The 19986-nt window shown below is 40.8% G+C and carries 13 protein-coding genes; all 13 read right to left on the reverse strand.

Annotated elements, in window-relative coordinates:
* Window positions 1–222: hypothetical protein (locus B2400_RS11395; protein WP_293933449.1), on the reverse strand; the 222-nt coding region annotated here is incomplete at its 3' end.
* Window positions 223–488: 266 nt separating this feature from the next.
* Window positions 489–836, reverse strand: a complete 348-nt coding sequence (locus B2400_RS11400; RefSeq protein WP_293933452.1) for a hypothetical protein — start codon at window positions 834–836, stop codon at window positions 489–491.
* A complete protein-coding gene (locus B2400_RS11405) occupies window positions 833–1405 on the reverse strand; it encodes a hypothetical protein (RefSeq protein ID WP_293933455.1) in 573 nt (190 codons plus the stop codon). Before B2400_RS11405 ends, B2400_RS11400 begins: the two co-directional genes overlap by 4 nt.
* Before the next feature lie 480 nt (window positions 1406–1885).
* Window positions 1886–2269, reverse strand: coding sequence for a high-potential iron-sulfur protein (locus tag B2400_RS11410; RefSeq protein ID WP_293933458.1), 384 nt, complete (start codon window positions 2267–2269; stop codon window positions 1886–1888).
* Between the two features lie 2 nt (window positions 2270–2271).
* Window positions 2272–4413 (reverse strand): PVC-type heme-binding CxxCH protein, encoded by a 2142-nt coding sequence (locus B2400_RS11415; protein WP_293933461.1) that lies wholly within the window; start codon window positions 4411–4413, stop codon window positions 2272–2274.
* Window positions 4414–4461: 48 nt separating this feature from the next.
* Window positions 4462–5835, reverse strand: a complete 1374-nt coding sequence (locus tag B2400_RS11420) for a neutral/alkaline non-lysosomal ceramidase N-terminal domain-containing protein (protein ID WP_293933464.1) — start codon at window positions 5833–5835, stop codon at window positions 4462–4464.
* Window positions 5836–5840: 5 nt separating this feature from the next.
* Window positions 5841–7250, reverse strand: a complete 1410-nt coding sequence (locus B2400_RS11425) for a neutral/alkaline non-lysosomal ceramidase N-terminal domain-containing protein (protein WP_293933466.1) — start codon at window positions 7248–7250, stop codon at window positions 5841–5843.
* 23 nt (window positions 7251–7273) lie between these two features.
* The gene (locus B2400_RS11430) at window positions 7274–8125 is read right to left on the reverse strand and encodes a ThuA domain-containing protein (protein WP_293933469.1); all 852 of its coding nucleotides are present in this window, start codon (window positions 8123–8125) and stop codon (window positions 7274–7276) included.
* 48 nt (window positions 8126–8173) lie between these two features.
* Complete coding sequence (locus B2400_RS11435; RefSeq protein ID WP_293933471.1) at window positions 8174–9895, reverse strand: RagB/SusD family nutrient uptake outer membrane protein; 1722 nt, start codon at window positions 9893–9895, stop codon at window positions 8174–8176.
* Window positions 9896–9925: 30 nt separating this feature from the next.
* Window positions 9926–12943 carry a SusC/RagA family TonB-linked outer membrane protein gene (locus B2400_RS11440; RefSeq protein WP_293933473.1) on the reverse strand — a complete coding sequence of 1006 codons (3018 nt, stop codon included), beginning with the start codon at window positions 12941–12943 and terminating at the stop codon, window positions 9926–9928.
* A 118-nt stretch (window positions 12944–13061) separates the two neighbouring features.
* Window positions 13062–14855, reverse strand: a complete 1794-nt coding sequence (locus B2400_RS11445) for a RagB/SusD family nutrient uptake outer membrane protein (RefSeq protein WP_293933476.1) — start codon at window positions 14853–14855, stop codon at window positions 13062–13064.
* A gap of 19 nt (window positions 14856–14874) precedes the next feature.
* Entirely contained in the window at window positions 14875–17958 is a 3084-nt protein-coding gene (locus B2400_RS11450; RefSeq protein ID WP_293933479.1) for a SusC/RagA family TonB-linked outer membrane protein, read from the reverse strand.
* A gap of 351 nt (window positions 17959–18309) precedes the next feature.
* On the reverse strand, window positions 18310–19986 hold a 1677-nt coding region (locus B2400_RS11455; RefSeq protein ID WP_293933481.1), incomplete at its 5' end, for a tetratricopeptide repeat protein.

Raw genomic sequence — 19986 nt, forward strand, 5'->3', positions numbered from 1 at the left:
ACTAAATGGATTAATCAAAGTTTCTCCATTATTTAAATAATGAATAATATGATCGGTTGATAAAAAGCCACAAATTTTTTGATTATTATCGAGTAAAAAACAATCATCTCCCTCATTTTGTCCCCATAAAATTAAAACATTTGATTTTCCAGAAAAACTAAGTTCGATAATTGAAATTTCCATATTTATACAAACTTCTTTGCTAAATTTAAATAATTGCATTGGATTTGCTTGATTCCTAATCGTGTATTTTTAGTCCCATTATCATTACCGTCATAAGTAAATGAGTTATTTCTAGATGCCCTTCCAGCATTTGTAATTCTAATAAGTTGGTTACCTTGATAAGCGTGTTTAAAATTTTTGAACCACACCGTAGTGTCTGTGCTTCTACGAAACGAATCAATATTACCCATCACGTCAAACGCTAAGCTCTTCATTGTAATAATTTACCTTACACATCGATGAATAAACTGATTTCTTCAATCTATTCAGGTTGCTTCATAAAAAGCTTCCAACTCTTTTTCAATCTTTGAAAAGAGCTTATCAAGTGTTGCGCCATCATGATAATGAGAAAACAGTGGAATCAATTGTGTTAGAGACTCTTTCTCCCACGCATTAGTTTTTGGATCTAATCCCCAAATATATTTTTCAATATTGATTTGTGTTAAAGGGCTGTCAATAGATTGTGATAATAGGCGAACAAAAACATCTAAACTTTCAACTGGATTAGGCCAATCATTAATAGAGTTTAGGATAACCTGAATATCACCATCCAACAAAACCGGCAATTTCCCGGAACTAACAATATCTATCAATGATTCTATGGAGTATTTCATCTTACGTTACAATTTTTTAAACTCTTTCTGATGCAAATAATTGTATTTTGTTTTAACATCAAAAACCTGTCCGTATTATTATTTCTATAATAATACACTTCCATCTTTTCTCTATTTTTTAAACCTGCTGCGTAAACTTTAACCCAGTCTCCTTTAGAAGCCGAATTTAACATATTGAGAACTTCTGTATTCTTAATAGGAACTATCTTTTCTCCTGCTATTTCGTAACCTTTACCCATAGCTTTAAGTATGGATTTTTTTAAGATTAGTTCCGGCTTGGTATAATCTCTATACCCCTGAGTGACAGTTGTAAATGTTTGCCCCATCTCGGTTACGACCGCACTTTGTTGATCAGCCCATTTACTTTGGCCATTTGTAGCCCAATTACTAGCTTTTGTCTGAAATCCTCTTAATTTAGACAACCAGGTTGACGGATATTGAGGTGGCTTTTCATCTTTAACGGTCTGACCATTTCCATCAGAGAAACTTCCATCTCCCTGATTCGTCCATGAAGATCCATTCTGAGATTTATTCCAAAAATCATCCAAAAAAGATTGGGAGCATTCCATCTGGATCTATAAATCGAATAGGGTTATTACATGGCGCCCCCTACCTTCTGGATATCTAACAAATAACCCGTCGTTACCCGCCATTTATTCGAACTCTCAAGTTCAATATGGATTAACGTTTTTTTTGCTCTCCCTTATAGGAAGACCCATAAAAAACACAAATGTAACAACTACTTACATTCAATATAGGATAATTCTTTCCTAATCCTATCAAACCCATATCAATCCCCTTTCGAAAGGCGTTTGATTTGAGTTTGAATTGGTTATGAAAGGGTTTTATAAGGGAATTGAGTTGACCAACTGTAGGCAAATGCTAGACGTCGCTATCGATAGCACTTAAAAAGAATGCAAACGTTTTAAAAGAATTATGCCGCTAAAAGCTTTCACATATGCGACATAAATCCTACGAAAAAAAGAGCCCATGTTAATTAACATGAACTCTTTTGATTGGCCTTACACCGTTATTTTATAATCTCTAATTTAAGCCTCATCTGGCGGTGCCCAGTATGTGCAATAGCCTTCTGCAAAAACGGGACCTGTGAACAACATACATCCTCCACACTGCTGCCCGTCTTTTGGCGCGATATACAGCTTACAATTATCACATTGATGTTCCGGATTAGGAGTTTGTTTGACATAGCCCAGCTGCTCTCTTTTTCTCAAGTTTACCTCATCCACGCCTGAATAATCGTCGCATGAACTCACCCCATTCCCCTGTGATTTAGCATCAGCAGTCTGTTCAGTCTGTTTCCCTGAATTATTACATCCCGTCATCAAGTATGCCGTTCCTAGTATTAGAGCCAATGAAGAAGAAACGGTGCTTTTAATAAAATCTCTTCTCTCCATCTTCGTGTTATTCTTCATAGTTATGATTTAAGTAGTTCAGATAATTTAGTTTTGACATCTTGATTTGCGGTAGATTCCATTATCGACTGCAGGGTTGTTTTTACCGCTTGGTTTTTCACCCCGTCTTTGTTTGCTTTCTCGATACCTTCTATCGCTCCTAACAACCACTTACTTTCATTTTTACCTTTGGAAATGGCTTCCACATCCTTCGCGAATTTATCGACAGATTGATCTCTTTTTGTTAAGATAAAAGCCAAGTCTTTAATAAATTGAGCCTTATCATCATTGTACGCATCAAAGAAAGCTGTTTTATTCAGCGAATTGAATAGCTCATAGGATGAGCCTACATTCGAACTTAACACTGCCATTCTAAACCATGGATCAGCACTATTTTTTTCGAGGATATTAGTCAAAAGATTAATGGTATTTGCATCATTGAACTGTCCTAAACTCAGGGTAGCTTGAAAAACAACTCGTGGAGCTTGATCATTTATAAGAGCGGCTAGAGCCTCTCTAGTTTCAGGATATCGCTCTGATAAGATGGCCCCGTGTTCTCGAACGCCGTCATGACTATCTGCCAACGCCTTTTTAACCAATTCACTATTCAGTGCTCCAAGACCTTCTAAAGTATAAAGCGCATGCAACCTGTATCGTGCATCATTGCTGTTATTAAACACCTCCAGAACAGTACGAACAACACTTTTATCCTGACTTTCGATCAACTTACGTTGAGCCTGCAATCGCCACCATTGGCTTTCATGCGCTAATAATTTCACATAATCAGCCGTTGTCTTATTCTCTTTCGACGTTATATTACGGTTCAGATTCTTTTTCTTTTTAGGAACGATCCTATAGATTCTTCCCATGTCCATACCTTGCTTATAATCCATTTCGGCAACCAAGTCTTCAGGAATAGACATCGGCGTTTCTATATGCTGGCGATACATATCAACCATATATAAATTACCATCAGGCGACACAGCGAAACTTGTGGGTCTGAACCAAGAATCCGTAGAGGTGATAAATTCGCTTTCTTTTTCTTCAGCGGCGCGTGAGGCAACGTATTTTGGGCTCGTTTTGTGGGGTACAATGACATCCCGATGAACTAGATTTCCTGCCACTTCTCCGGTAAAGATATTACCATAAAAGCCTTCAGGGTATGCATCTCCTCCATAAACAGTACCTCCCGAAGCACCAGTAAAGTGGCCTTCAGCATGCTCCACCTGCCCTTTCCCTTGTTCATCATATGCCTCTTGGCGTCTTCGACTACGCTCAGCTCGCCAATATGGAGCTGGCGTAACCTGATACATTCGCAATTCATGATCGGAAATATTCTCAACACCTTTTTTAGAAGGCAGGAATTCATGTCTATGCATGTATCGCCCTGGCATCACGGCTTGTTGGATATGTAATGTATTTTGTGTCATAAAGCGATGTCCCCAATCGTTCAATGTCTGTCCGAATTGTGCTGGGGCGGTCTCTCTTTCAAATATTTGCTTATCTAAACGGAAGCGGAAATCCGAACCGCCGACGGATAACGCAGGTGCATCAGCTTGGCGTGTGGATGTAATTTCCCCCGCTTGACCATGATTCGATGCATATATCCAGTTATCAATTGCGTATGTCAAATTGGTAATTTGTGCTTCAGAGTTATTCGTGAAGAAACCGGTGTAGAGCACCTCCTTATGATCGGACTTGCCGTCACCATCTGTGTCTTCTAGATAGAAAATATCAGGTGCTGCAGTCACTAAAAGACCATTCTTCCATGCCATTACACTTGTCATCTCTGAAATGCCTTCGACAAAAACGATAGACTCATCAACCACCCCGTCGTTATCATTATCTTTCAAGTAAACGATTCTGCCATTGCCCTTGCCGGGTGGATTGGGTTCCATGTCTGAAAAAGGATAATCCGCCATTTCGACCACATAAGCATTCCCCTTCTCATCAAAGGTCATCGCTATAGGATCCTTTACAAAAGGCTCGGTTGCATATATTTGTACTTCAAAATCTGGATGCACTTTCATTGCTTTTATCGACTCCTCTGGAGTCTTAGGCCCCGGATATTTGGGTTGATTGCAGGACCATAACCCAAATAATACGGTTGTTGCAACGAAGGCATGACAGCCAACTACCTGAAACTTGCTAGTGATTTTCTTCATTGTTTTTCAAAAAATTAGATTTAATGTTTTCGTTAGCTTATTCTATGATTATCGTATTTTCTTCATCAGGGCGTCAATCGCGGTTAGTATCCGACCTTCGATTCCTGGCGCCCATTTACTGGGCAAGCCATAGGCTCTCTGAGAAGTATCCCCTTCATAGCCTCCTTCCTCCAGTACTTGTTCAGTAGGAATATATCCCATCACATCATTGCTATATGCCATGACGAAAATATCCTCACCATATTTCTCCTTCAATTTGACCGCATAACCGATCGTTACCTCCCCTCCCAAGCTGATTAGCTTTTGTCCGGCGAAGTCCCATACCTGAATCGGATAATTAGTGTAGCTTCCTAGAATTGATTTTCCGCTCTTATATTGGTCAATCAAATTAGAGCTCCATTCATAAATATAACCCGAACCGGCTTCTTTCTGGATTTTCTCCAATTCTCCCAGGGTCGGTGGAGTAGTCAGGGGTAAATCTATATTTGCGGATGCTGAATTAAATTTAGGCGCCAATGCGGTCATATCTTCCTCAATTACGCGTTCGACTGAAGCAGCTAATGATTTACCGTATTGCTTGGCTAATGCTAGCGTGCGTCTAGGCAAAGGATTTTGATCTCCCCCTGCACCTTGAAAAAACAATGCCTTTGCCCCAGGATATAGTTTTTCTAATTCCGCTTGAGCGAAACCTGCATAATCTCCTGACCATTGATAACCTGATAGCACTGTAGGATGGCAGGCATATCCAAAAATAATAGCCTTCAGCTTTCCCGAAGCCGTCTCGACCTTAAATACTGGGACGGAGAAATCATTAGGACCTTCTAGTTCTTTTAAACTGGCTATGTCTTTCTCTTGATTTGACCTACGGTTTACTTGAACCCTGGAAACACCATTTTTAGCGAAAAGTTTAACAGGCTCCAGGTCCTGAAGCGCTTGTTTGCTTAATTGAATTAACGTTTCCCTTAGCCATTTTCCATATTCGACGATGACCATTTTATTTGAATCATCTAAAGGATAAATACCAGTTAATACGTGATCGAGTACGGGACCAGAGTGCGTATGGGAGCAGTTGATTATTATGTTTTCGATGGGCGCGCCTGTTTCCTTACTGATGGCTTGGCGAACTTCGTTACTAAAGCTACTGCCAATTCCGACGACTTCAAGGGTCAACAACAAAGACCGGTTTCCTTGCGCATCTTCGAAAAGAATACATTTCGCCCACAAGGGATGAATGCTCCCTTCGGAGGGTTTAGTCCGACTGGCATATCCAGCCAACCACATTGGCTTTTCGGGTGTGATATTGGCAGTTGCCAATCCAACCTTCCACGTTTTCCTGTTTAAATCCTGCGCATACGAGCTGGATAAAAATATATTGAATATCATGAAAGATAGGGCAATTGCTTGTATGATTATTCTATTCATTATTTTTAGTTTTTAATGTTCCTATCGGCTCTAGCCTCCTTTAACATTTGATTGGCGGTTTCTACGAGTTCCAATCCTGCGACATGGGACCCCGAAGTCCCCTCTTCCACCTCGTATCCCCCATAAGGCTCTTCATCCGGCAAACAGACGTAGTGGACGCCATTGCCATTTGAATAGCCCAAGACAAGCGTTTGAGGAAAAGGTGAATTCTTCCTTATCTCATCTGCTAGAGAAGTCAAAGGTTCACCAGGCAATGCGACTATAGCCAATGGCCCCAATGTTATGACCTGCACTTCAGCTTCGATGGCTTCTAAGCCTGTTCTACCTTTTCCTCGGTCTGAGGTTGGAAGACTTACTTTCCGTTGAAAAGTTTGGAGCGGGGAAATAGAAATCTTAGCGCTATAATTATAGGCTAATCCCGCCAAGTCAACTAATCCGGAAGCCATTTCCTTGACCGCATCGGGGCCGCGACGCCAAGGATTGATGTCTCCCGCAGCACCTTGCAGGAAGATGGATTCTCCACCAAGTTTTCTATTCATTTTCGAAGCTGCAGCGCTGGGCCAATCCCCTGAAATATCGTCAGAATACGGATAGATAGCCACCGCATGAATTGCCAGATGGAAAATAGTGGCTATATTCTTACCTTCTTTGTTGCGAAAGGAAACTAAGGACATTGCTCGATCCATGGGTCCGAAAGTTGCAGCCCCCATGAGTACCTTCGGGTTCCAATCTTTGTGCTTGTAATTGTATCCATCCGGTGTGTTACTGTCTTCTACGCCCCATTTTGCAGCTCGTGGTCTTCTGTTGTTCATAAATTCTGAAGCATCGACCCGTCCTACCCAAATTGAGGCCGGTTGAACGGATTTCATTGCCTCCTTTGTTGCGGCCAAGGTTTTATCGACCAACTCTTGCTTCCAAGCGGAAAAATGTGGATCGCTATTGATGTTTTCAATGTGACGGCTTGTCCACCAGGTTTCATTTTCTCTTCCACGAAATCCCTGATTGTAAACGGGCGACCAGGGAGCAGAATGGTTGTGCGTCGCATTGACCAAAATGTTTTTCATGGGGATATTTGCAAATTCAGAAATCCTTTTCCGGATCTCTTCCGTCGCTGATTCACTTGCATCGACCAAATCCCAAGAAATGATAACCGATGTATTATTTAAGCTATCCATCATCACTAGCGAACGGACGAAGATTGAATCCTTAATAACTCGGTATGGTTTTCCTGTCACCCAATTTTTCACCTCGGAACTTGGCGTAATATTTCTCTTGGCAATTCCGACCCTTAGCTGCTCAGCAGCAAATGTGCTGGAGAATCCGAATACCGTAAGCAACAGCAACATATAAATGAGCGTTGGCCGTATTAGCTTTACGGAAGCGCGGTGTGTAGTATTGTGATTATATAAATTCATTCTTTCAAATTTTCGTGGCGTCCTTATCGTCTGTGTTTAGCACTTTTATTCAATGTCCAATCCATCGCATTTTCTAGTAGTTTGATGAAGTTCTGATTTTTAAAATCCGTTGGATAGCCTAAGGAGGTGTAGAAAACTCTACTCTTGCCATATCGACGCGTCCATGCTATAGGTTGTGATTTCTGGTCACTCAGCCCCCGTAATAACACTTTTGCATTTTTGTCAAGGAGTGGCGCTACGAGGTAAAGATTGCCATCACTAACCCATTTGCTATCCCCTATGCCCTTTAAGATTTCATGATTTTCGAAATGTTCATTGACCTGTACTTCTGTTTTGGCTGAAGCCGGTCCGTAACCTCTATTTTCACAACCTAGAACGGTAGAGACGAATTCTGGCCATTGTTCGAAACCTTTTACAGGAGCCTCACCTTTCAATAGCGTAAAAGCATGATTTGCTGTTCTAATTCCGACAAGCCCGCCTCCGTTTTTGAGGTATTCCTTTAATAAATCCATTTGTTCGTTAGGCAAAGCCAGCCTACGTGCGAAAACCACGATTAGATCCGCTTCTTTGACGATTTCAAAGTTTGGAAAACGGTAAGAAGTACGGTTCGAACTGCCCTGAAGTACAGATGTTTTATATCGTCCGCTTTCGGATAGGGATTTTGCAAAAGCCGGCATTGATATATGCGCTTCATAATTGTCGGGATCTTCACTTATCAAAAATACGATATGCGGTATTTTGCTGTTTAGATTCGCTTTCGCTGAGGCGCTCGACGATCCAATAACCATAGCCATCAGCAAGAACATAAGACGCACAAATCGGCTAATCACTACCGGATCACTCTTAAAAAACATCTGTACCATAATTTTCATCATTAATTTCAATTCGACTAGAAAGTGAATAATTCTTCCACTATTGATTTCTTATTGATCATACCCTGGATTTTGCGGGAACTCAGCATCAATATTCAAGTCAATATCTGCTAACGGTATTGGCCATCGGAAATTATGAGGCTTAATAAAGGCTCCAGGACATAGCGGATTATCATTGTACTTCAGTACCCTTTCAATTAATTTTCCGGTCCTTCTCAAGGTAATTAAGCGCCATTCTTCGCCATATAATTCTCTAGCTCTTTCGTCCAGTATATAATCGATATCCAGATTCGCTGCAGCAACAGGCTTCGCATTTGATCTTTGACGAACCTTGTTTACATCTGCAGCTGCCAGGTCTTTTTGACCGGTCGCTAAATAAGCTTCTGCACGCAACAATAAAGTTTCGGCAAAACGTAAGGCATACCAATCCTTATGGGTAATCCCGCCGCCAGAGCGATTTGGCTGCAAGAAATAATTTAAAGGATCCGTGAATTTCGTATGAATCGGAAAGAGGATTTTTAACGTGTCTGCTCTAGGATCTGTTCGTGCCGGGTTGTATAAACTGAAGTCAATCTTCTTTTTATGATAAGCCGATTGCGGATTATCGTAGTAGAAGTTTCTTTTCAAGTTATGCTCTGCATTTCTTGTATCATTATTCCAATTATCCTTCCATATGTAATAGTACACTAAATTCGTTCCTCTAGCGTTTGCCGTTGGACGTCCAAGCGTATCCGTATAGCCAGTGTAAGCACCATTATACAATTCACCAAGAATGGCTTTCTTCCCATCTGGAGTTAGTCCTATATCGAAGTAACGTGGGCCAAAGATATAAGCACTGGCTATTTGCCCCCCACCCTTGATAAATGGCTCAACTTGGATGACCCACATGGATTCGGTATTCTCGGGAAGATTATGATTGCCATAGCCGAATAAGTCAAAGTATGGGTCACCTGATCCAAAAACATCATTTCCTAACCTACCCCCAAAGCGTCTCGTCATCAAATTATAATTGTAATCATTGATGACCTTGCTCGCTGCTTCTACTGCTTTGGTTGGATCTTTCAGTTCCAGATAAGTTTCTGCTAGAAAGTGTAAAGCCGGACCCTGCGTAATTCTTCCAGGCGCTGCTTCTTGCGATGGTTTCGGAAGATTCTCCGCAGCAAACTTGAAGTCCTCTACCATTTGCTCATAAACCTTTTTTATAGGATCTCTTACAAAGTCGGCCTTTGCAGTCTGAATAGGTTCAGTTAGTACCGGAATATCGCCATAGGTCGAGGCTAAATTTCTATACATAAAAGCTCTGAAAAATCTTGCTTCAGCGATATATACATTTTTACCCTTCTCTCCATTCGTAAAATCTTCCGGACTGGCTTTGCCAACCTTATCGATCAATACGTTAGCCCACTGAATTACTTCAAATCCAACATTCCAAGGGTCCACGACATTTCGCCAAATCGGTGTCATATCTTCATAGGAATTCAAATAAACTCCCCCAGCTGCAGGGGTTTCGCCGTTATAACCAAGGTCGCTTCCATGTGTCGCCCAATTCATGACGCCAAATTCGCCAAAGGAATAATATGCAGATCGAACGCGGTCATGGATTGCAGTCACACCCTGCAACGCCCCTGCTTCGGTTAAATAAGCATTATCTGGTGATAAAAAGTCTAATGGCTTTTCATCCAACAAGCTTTTATCACAGGCTAGGAAAGCAAGCAGCAAAAGTGATACGCTGAATACGCGTATGTTGTAAAATATTTTCTTGATCGTTTTCATAACTAAGAGTTTTGAATGTTATTCAACATGTTAAAAAGATACATTTAAGCCCAAGACTACATTCCGCATTACCGGATTATCGCTTGCGCCACTTTCTGGATCCCATCCCTGCCACTTCGTCCACACGTAAGGATTTTTGCTCGAAATATATACCTGTGCAGATTGCATCTTCAACTTTTGCAACAGCTCATTTTTGAAACTGTACCCTAAGGAAACATCTTGAATACGAACAAAGCTTCGGCTTTGATAAATGCCACTTTGACGAAGCGGAACGTTATAAATACCCGTTGTATTTGTTGTTGGCTCTAGCGGACTCCAATAAGGATTAACCGCTGAGTTGTTGTGTCGATCTGGGAAATAATAAAGCGGATTTACATTCTCTACGTTATTTGCCAAATAACGATTGCTGCCTCCTTGAATAGAGTTAATAAAAATTGATAGACTAAAGTTCTTATAAAGGAAAGTATTATTGATGCTGAATCGATAGCTTGGCGATGTAAAGCCAATAATCGCTCTATCGTTTGTCGGATCAATCACGCCATCCTTATCGCCTTGATCTACATATTTGAATTGACCTGGATACCAGCCTTCCAGAACCTGTCCGTTAAAAAACTCTTCCTCCGTCCAAACGCCACCAGCCATCTCATAGTCGTAGATGGCACCTAATGGCTCGCCTACAAACCACGCATTACCAATATCTCTATCATTTCCATCGCCGTAGAGTCTAGTCAACTTATCTCTGTTTAATGCAAATGTCAAGCTTGTTTCCCATCGAAATGCGCCATTAAGATTGATTGATTTAATGTCTAATTCTATTCCCTTATTCGCTGTTGCGCCGATATTGGTCCATATGTCTGCATAACCAGCCATGCGAGGAAGTTTTCTTCTAACAAGAATATCGGTTGTCTTTGATGAGTATAAATCCAGGGTACCAGTAATTCTATTGTTCATAAATCCGAAGTCGATCCCTGCGTTTATTGCCGATGTCGTTTCCCAACCTAATTCAATATTCCCTAAGGTACCGGGGTAAATTCCGATAGCCGTATTTTGTCCATACACATAGTCGCGAGTGCCCATTCTTGATTGGCTAGAGTAACGTCCAATCCCCTGATTACCATTCTTTCCGTAGGAAGTTCTGATCTTCAAATAGATATCATCCCTTTTAAAGAAAGGTTCTTCTGAAACCACCCAAGCCACTGATGCGGAAGGGAAATTTGCCCATTTGTTCGTTGCTCCAAAACCGGAAAACCCATCCCGACGTATTGTCGCTGTGAAAAGATAGCGTGACATAAAGCTATAATTTGCGCGGGCCATATAGGATATACTATTCTCCTTATAAGCGCTAGACGCAACAGTCGCAACTTCAGCCAATCCGACATTGTTATAGCCAAGCACTTCATTGTTAAATCCTGATGCATTCAAAGATGACCCACTTCCACTGCGCCCTTCGGTACTTAGCAACAGGGTTGAGTTAATTTGATGTTTACCGAACGTATTGCTATAGCTAAGGATATTGTTAATCGCCCAGTCTTTTCCTTCCGATGGCGATTTTACGGCTTCACCCCGATTGCTTACTCCCGCTGGTGTCTTACTCGAGTTAAAAGTATTGTTGTTCCGATTGGAGTAGATGTAAGAATAGTTGAAATCATAAGCTAAACCCTTTACCCAAGGAGCGTCGATTCTAACAGCACCTAAACCAAAGAACTCTTTACTTACATCCGAATTATCCACATAAAGATTGACTAAAGGGTACGGCTGGAACAATTCGCCTCCAAGATAGATATCATAAGTGTCTTGACCTATATAGTTATTTACCAACGGGCTTGCCTTTCTAGCAGTAGCTAGACTTGCCGGAATACCAGAATTATCAATATTGCTAAAGGAAGTATTTAGATTGATCTTTAACCAGTCGTTGATCCTTGATTCTACATTACTACGGAGCGTCAGTCTCTTCATCCGGTCATTTAATTGTATGCCTTCGACATCCGAGTAAGAGCCTGAAATATAATAGTTAGAGAGATCGGATCGTCCCTGCAAGCTTAAATTATAATATTGCATGGGAGCTGTTTGCAATACCTCGTCGACCCAATCAATTGATTTTCCTGCTAGATAGTTTTCTTTTTCTTCTAACGTTCTCAAATAATTAGCGACCACATTTCTGTCGGTCACATCCGGTCGCACTGGTCTTGTCGATGCATCTGTCGGATTTGTCTTATACCAATTGTAAACCTTACTTTGCCAGTCCCAATCTACTAAACGAACAGCAAATTCTTCACCATCCATCACACGCATGGGGTTATTTGTCATGTCTTGTACCCCGGCATAGGTATTGAATGCAATCACCGGCTTTTCAGTCTTACCTTTCTTTGTTGTAATCAATAATACCCCGTTTGCCGCGCGAGAACCATAGACCGCAGCAGCACTAGCATCTTTCAAAATATCGACTGCTTCGACATCGTTCATATTGATATTATTGATACTACCATTGTAAATAACGCCATCGAGAACAATCAAAGGTCTATCGGATGCCGATAAAGATGTTTGCCCGCGAATTGACAAGGATGGTTCGCTGCTTGCTCCTCCTCTTGATTCTAAGTTGACGCCGGACGTAGCACCGATAAGTGACTGCAGTAAGTTGGTATTAGCCTGTAACGCCTTGTCTTCCATAGAAATTCGAACTACAGAACCAGTCAGGTCGGATTTCTTAGCAGTACCATAACCAATAACGACGACATCTTCTAATTCTGCAGATACTTCATTTAACGAAATTTGTAATGTAGTTAGATTCCCTAATTGTACGCGAAACGTTTCATAGCCTAATAAGCTAGCCGATAAACTTTCGCCTGGGTTTGCCTGAATGGTAAACTTTCCTTCAGCATCTGTTTGAACCGCAGCATCCTTCACTGTTATCGAAACGCCAGATAGCGGAGCTCTCGTTTCCGCATTCTGAACAAGCCCATTGTAAGTTCGAGCTTCCTGACCATAAACAAGGATGGAAATTAGGCAAGAACAAAGCGTTGCGAGAAATATTTTTGAATTTTTCATCATAATGTGTGATTATATCTTGTAGGTTGTATAATTTGATTAAACAATCAGTAAAATGAAATGCAACCGATCAGCTTATGATGAATCGAATTTCTGACTGGACGGGGTACTTTTAATTGCTTTACTCATCGATAACGGTTAAAGGTTCTTCATTGCGTTCAGCTCCTACGTATCCTTTGTTTTGATTAATTCTTCCCATGGTATTTGAATTAATAATTTTATCGTCGATCGGCCATTGGAAATTGTAAGGTTCGATATGGTAGGTATTTGAAATAATCAAATTGGCATTGTAATAAATATTATTCAGCTTAGATATCCGATCATAAAACCAATTTTTCTCATGCAAATTGGTTAGGGAATAGCCGTTTAGACCCAGCTTTGCCATAATGTAGGAAACCCTGTTCAATTCATTTTGTCTTGGTTCCTCCCCAAAAAGCTCTCGCGCACGCTCATCGAAAATAAAATCAATGCTAACATCTGAAGCCCCAATCAACGGTGCTTTTGCCCTTCCACGAACTTTATTAATATCTTCAGCAGCAGCCGTCATATTTCCTTTCCAGTAATAAGCTTCCGCCCTTAATAGAAAGGTTTCTGCTAAGCGATAAATATACCAGTCACCATTACTTCCCATTGGCGGACTAGTTTGCTGAGGATGATTTGGCACATATGTTTTATAAAATGGAATTGGATAAATTCTAATAAAATGTTCTGCAGGATGGGGTAAATTCTGTGGGTCGAAGGGTTTGCCATATTGAGACGACGCGGGATTATTGTAGATAAACTCATGCCGATCAAACCAATTAATATCTGCTCTTCTTAAATCAGGTGTATTCTGCCAAGTATGTTGTTGTTTATCCTTCCAAATGTCGTATGCATGCCAATCGTTTAATAAGCAGTCAGGATTGCCACGGCCCAAACTGTCATAAAGCGGTCCCTTATCGATAAATCCTAAACCACCATCCTTATCTCTGGCATTTTCTGCAGAGTGCCACCACGTTGGATGGTAAACTCTTGCCGTGAATAATCCTGGAGACCTGGCAGCGTCAGGAGCTTCATATCGATCTATGAAAGCAAGGATAGTCTCTTTATTTTGAGCAATATTTTTATTCTGAGGGCGATGCAGATCCCAGATATAATTCTTCTTAGGATCATTAGCTTCGGCACCAAAGCGTTCCGACATCAAACTGTAGGGTCCGTTAATTACATTGCTGGCCGCATTGATTGCGTTATCCCATTCTAGATTCGCTAAATAAATCTTCGTTAATAAATGATATCCCGCTCCTCTCGTCGGCACACCTGCAGCACCAGTTTCCTTCATGTTCGTCACAGCCCATTCCATATCCTTTTTGATTTTTTCTAAAATGGCCCATCGAGAGTGTGTTTTATAGTCTAATTTGGCACCTTTCGCTTCTTCCATCACAAACGGAAGGTCGCCGTAGTTCCCAATTAGACGATAATACCAATAAGATCGATGCCAGAGCGCTTCCGCAAGAATTTCATTTCTGTCCGACTCCTTTTCCCACTCAATATTGTCTATTCGAGAGATTATGGTATTGGCATTTTTGACAATAACGAACATCTCGTTTATTTGAGAAACAAACTTTTGGTGTCCTTCGACCGTCGGTGTCAACAATCGCCAATCGGTGCTTCCCGGTAAATAAGGTGAACCTGCTTCCGAAGCCATCCATTGATGGGCTAAGAAGTTTTTCTGCCCCGTTTGTTCCATACGCAAATTCTTGCGAAGAGTGATTAACGCTGCATCATAGCCCTGCTTGTTTACAAAGACATTTTGTCCGGTAAAAAAAGACTTTGGTTTAGGTTTCAAAAAATCGTCAGAGCAACCTATTAATAATAGCTGAACAAGCATCATAAAAATTGCAATGTTACGCTGCTTTAAGTGTTTATATGTTCTCATGATTATTGACGTCTTTAGATTATAAAACAATATTAAGGCCCACTGAGAATGTTCGCGGCATTGGTGCGAAGCCAGATTCGGGATCTGCACCTGGCCATTTATCAAACGTGAATAGATTGCGTGCAGAAACGAATGCGCGAAGACTCGTAAATTTTAAAGCTTGCAGATATTCTTTACCCACATTGTATGCTAAGGATACGTCCTGAACACGAAGAAAAGAGGTTGGCTTGTATGGCATAATTCCCCCACCATACGCGGTTCTTCGGAAACCTAATCGAGGCCAATCATTTGTCGGATTGTCGGGTGACCAATATGGGAAATTCGCAGTACTTAAGCGATCGAGTGACGTAACATCCACTAATGAGGGATTGAAGTGACGTTTATGACCTAAGTCTGCTCTGATAAAAACTGACGCAGAAAAGTTTCGAAGAAAATTAACCTCATTTCTAAGACCTATATTAAACCGAGGTTCCGTGTAGCCTATAAACTTCTTGTCTTGCAATGCCTCGTATTTCCCATTACCATCCATGTCCTCAGCTTTGTAATCGCCGGGATACAGGGTATATTTCAAAGCTTCTGCTGCTTCATCTTTCTGCCAAACACCCAATATACTATAGTCCCAAATTGCATCAAGAGACTTTCCTGGAAACCATTTATTTCCATATTCTGGAAGTTCTCCATAATATTCCTTACCCTCGAGAATATACTTCCCTTGATCGCCAAATAAGGTTTTTATTTTATTTCGGTTGAGCGAGAAGTTAAGGCTAGAAGTCCAATCAAAATTTTCCTTTCGGATATTTTTCGTAGATATGGAAAGTTCCAAACCTTTATTGTCGAGCTGACCTATATTAGTCATCACATCCTCGAAACCTGTAATGGTCGGCAATGATCTATTAACGAGCAGATTCGATGTTTTCATTTGGTAAACATCTGCTGTAAGATTTAATCGATAATCAAACATGGATAAATCCAATCCCAGATTCAGGGCTTCCGTTTCCTCCCAGCGAAGGGCAGCATTAGGTAAAGTTGATGTTACGACCCCTTGCTGGGTTCCAGAGCCATTGTAGTAAGGGTTTGAACCAATTTGATCCAAGGCAGAATAAACTCCAATGTCTCGGTTTCCATTGACTCCCCACGAAAGCCTCAACTTCAATTCGTTGACCGACTTAACTTTAAAAAACTCTTCATTGTGAATCTGCCATGCAAATGCGGCAGCAGGAAAGGACGCTTTCGGATTCTCTTGACCAAAAGCGGAATAGCCATCGCGACGTATGGAGAGGGTCAATAAATATTTCTTCAATAAGCTATAGTTCAAACGCGCCATAAACGCATCGCCTGTTCTTTTTTCGTCGTTAGCAGAAATGGCTGGTTTATCACCAAACTGAATTCCGCCGAATCCTAGAATAGGGCTAGGCAGGAAGTTCTGATTCGTCGCTTGTGAAAGCCAAGTGTTCCTTTCTTCTGCTGAATACAATAAGGTCACATCGAAGTTGTGGATCCCTATCTCCTTATTCCATTTCAATAAATTATCAATCATCCATTCAGAGAGCGTGAAATCATCTCTTGTGGCATAACCATTCGAAAAGGTATGCCCTCCTTTTTGAGTTTCGGGCGACCAATAGTTATAATCTCGATACGTCTCAATTAACGGCTGAAATGAAGCTTTATATTGGATACCAAATGGCAAGGCGATCTCAGCGAAGACTGAGCCGAAAAGATTGTAAGTTATATATTCCTTTTCTTGTCCATAATGATCAAGAAGCGGATTGGTCGGACCTCCTAAATAACCATGAGGATACCAGTTTAATTTACCCTTGTCATCATATAAACTAGCATATGGACTCATAATTTGTATTCTATCCAAAGTCGCTGGGACAGAACTCTCGTCCTGTCGCGAAAATTGCAGGTTGGTACCGATTTTCAACCAAGAGCTTAAATCAAAATCTAGATTTACACGTCCGCGAATGGCCTTGTATTTATCGCCAAGAAGTATTCCTTGATTATTTACATAACCTAAAGAAAAATACTGTTTTGACTTTTCAGATCCTGCTGATATTCCAATGTTATAATCCTGACGCAGTCCGGTTCTAAACCCCTCGTCTACCCAATTAACTGTCTGATTATTTTTATACCCTTCAATTTCCGTTGGAAAAAAACTCAATCTTCGCAGCCACTCCTTTTCATCGTCAGGATCAGGATTATTTACCGTTTTACGCCAGTCCTCAATGCTGACACCGGCTGGCAGCTCGGAGGGAGAAAGCCAATGGTAGTCCGGCAATTTATTAGACTCCCTACTTCGAAAGAAATCACGACGCATGTTTAAGTAGTTTTGAGGATCTCTAGCAAAATAACCTGGATTTAAAAGTTGGGAAACACCAACAGAAGAGGAGATATTAATTGAGGGTTCGCCGGAATGGCCTTTTTCAGTTGTGATGAGCACAACTCCCGAAGCTGCACGAGAACCATATACCGCTGCTGAACTCGCGTCTTTTAAAATATCGATTGTTTTGATATCATTAGGGTTGATATCTTCGATAGAGCCATTAAAAATAACACCATCTAGTACAATCATGGGTGAACTCCCCGCTTGTATTGAATTCGGCCCCCTTATCTGCATGGAACCTTTCCCTGCCGCGCCGGTAGATTGCTTAGAAGAAAATCCGGCGACAGTTCCCGATAGCATATCCGTGAATTGTGTCATCGGTTGATTTTTAAAAGTTTCGCTATTCACACGAGTGACAGACCCTGTTAAATCCGATCTTTTAACGGTTCCATATCCAACAACCACCACTTCGTCAATGTCCGCAAAGTCCCTAATTAACAGGACTTCTACAAAGGACGATTCGACAACAATCTCAGACGAACGATAGCCCAATGAAGTAAATTTAAGTTTCGATCCCTTGGGCGCATCGATATTAAAATTTCCAGATTGATCACTTTGCAAACTATTTTTACCAGAAATAATAGTGACATTTGCAATAGATTCCATCGTTTCGCTATCCCTCACTATCCCTCTGATACTCAGCTGCTGAGCATTCAGCTGAAAGAATATGGAGAATAGAAACGCAAAGATGGGAGGAAGGAATTTTGTTCTCATCATCATAATTTTGGTTAGTTTAGGAATTGTTTACGTACCCGTTTTAACAGGCAGTTAGTTAACACAATTATAGGATTTATAATCTTTTTCTCGAAGTGTAAAACGATGCGTTTTGTCACCCTATTGTCATTAATGTATTTATTTCCTCAAAATATTTGTTATTTGTTAAAACAAATATTCAAAAACAACCGATATTTTTAACACACTATTAATCAATATTATGACTATAAATCGGTTGTAGGAAAGTTTATTGATAAAATACTATAGGTGGTAACAATAAATAAAAAAGCCAACTCTTATTTTAAAAGTTGGCAATCCATTTATTATCGTAGTTTAAAGAATACCCTTCTACCCTTTCTACTTCTTCAATTTCTGCAAACGTGCTTTAGCAGTTGGAATGATATCATCATCGCCCTCATAATTCTCAATCACACTTTCCAAAGTACTTCTTGCCTGCACAGCATCCCCTTTCCTAGCATAAGTATCAGCAAGCAAGATAAAACTCTTAGCCACCCAATAGTCCTGTTCATCCATATTTTCAATGACATCAAAAGCCGACTTTTGCGCTTTGCTGTACTCCTTATTTTCATACTGCATCATTGCTACTCTATATCTTGCCTCAGCGCTTGCGGCAGACTTACCTTTCAAAGCCGCCAAATTCAGCTCTTTCATCGCAGTAGCCTTATCTTCTTTCGCTAGCGATGCCTTCGCACTATACAAATGTGCAGTAGCAATCTCGGCTTCAGATGCTTTATCATAATTTTTAATGAGTTCAACATAATTCTCCATCTGTTCAAAATCTCCAAGCTCGTAGTAGCAGATCATAAGGTTAGTCACTGCGTATCCATAATTCTTCTTATAATCCGAATTTAGCTCTAACTTTTTGAGGTGAACAATCGCCTCGTTATACTCCTTTAAACTTAAGTACAAAGCAGCGACTGTCATCAAAGTTTGTTCCGTATACTGACTTGTCCAATCGTTTAATATAATATTCAAATCATGTAACGCTTCGCGAGGATGCCCAGTATGATATAAACTTACCCCTCTAATGTAACGCGCATGCTTTTCCTGTCTAGGCTTCGGAAACTTGTCGAAATACGCGTTAATTGCTTCTACCGCTGGGCCATATTGTCCGCGCGCAAATAAGGTACGTCCAGCTTGGAATGCCAAGTTATCCTGTTCGGAAACACTTAGGTCAGCGATATTGTTGCTCGTTGCGTAGTGTATATAACTAGTTGCATCCCCTTGATCCAAATATATATTTTCGATAGAAAGCATCGCTTGAGCTGCCTCACTAGTCGTCGAATACTCCTCTACCACCTTTTGGAAAGTAGCCATTGCTGCCTCATTATCATTGTTATTGTATTGTACAAGACCGATTGTCATCAAGGCTCTAGGCACATAGCTACTTCGAGGATATCGTTTGATCATTTGCTGAAGCCCCGAAATAGCGGACTCGTAATCACCAGTGGTAAATGACAAATAAGGAATTTCAAACGCGACATCATCCGCATAGTTTGAGTTCGGAAATTGCTCTACCACAGCCCTCAGCGTATTTAATTTGCCTTCGTTATCGCCCTGAAGCCCTTTAATGATTCCTTGCTGAAACAAGGCATAATCTTCGTTTGGCGCCTTTTCCTTTATAAGCCGGCTATAATACTCATTCGCACGGCCATAGTTGCGCGTAGAGAGATAAGAGTCACCAAGACGAGCTATTACGTCATGACGTATTTTTTTGTCTAAGGAACCTTCCTCTGATGCCAAAAAACGTTCAAAATACTGTGCTGCGACGTTATATCGATTAATACGAAATGCGGCATACGCTAAGGCATAATTTGCATAATTGTATACAGTTGTATTTCGTGCTGCTGGCAACTGAAGGAACTTCGAAAAGTTATCTACCGCTTCCCCATATTTACGAACTTCATACATCGCTTCGGCTTTCCAATAAGTCGCTAATGCCGCCATCTCTGGGTCAAAAGGAACCTTCTCGGACCGCATAAACATAGAAATACTGTTTTCGAAAGCACGTTC

This window comes from Sphingobacterium sp. UBA6645, from assembly GCF_002455685.1.
Lineage (GTDB): Bacteria > Bacteroidota > Bacteroidia > Sphingobacteriales > Sphingobacteriaceae > Sphingobacterium > Sphingobacterium hotanense.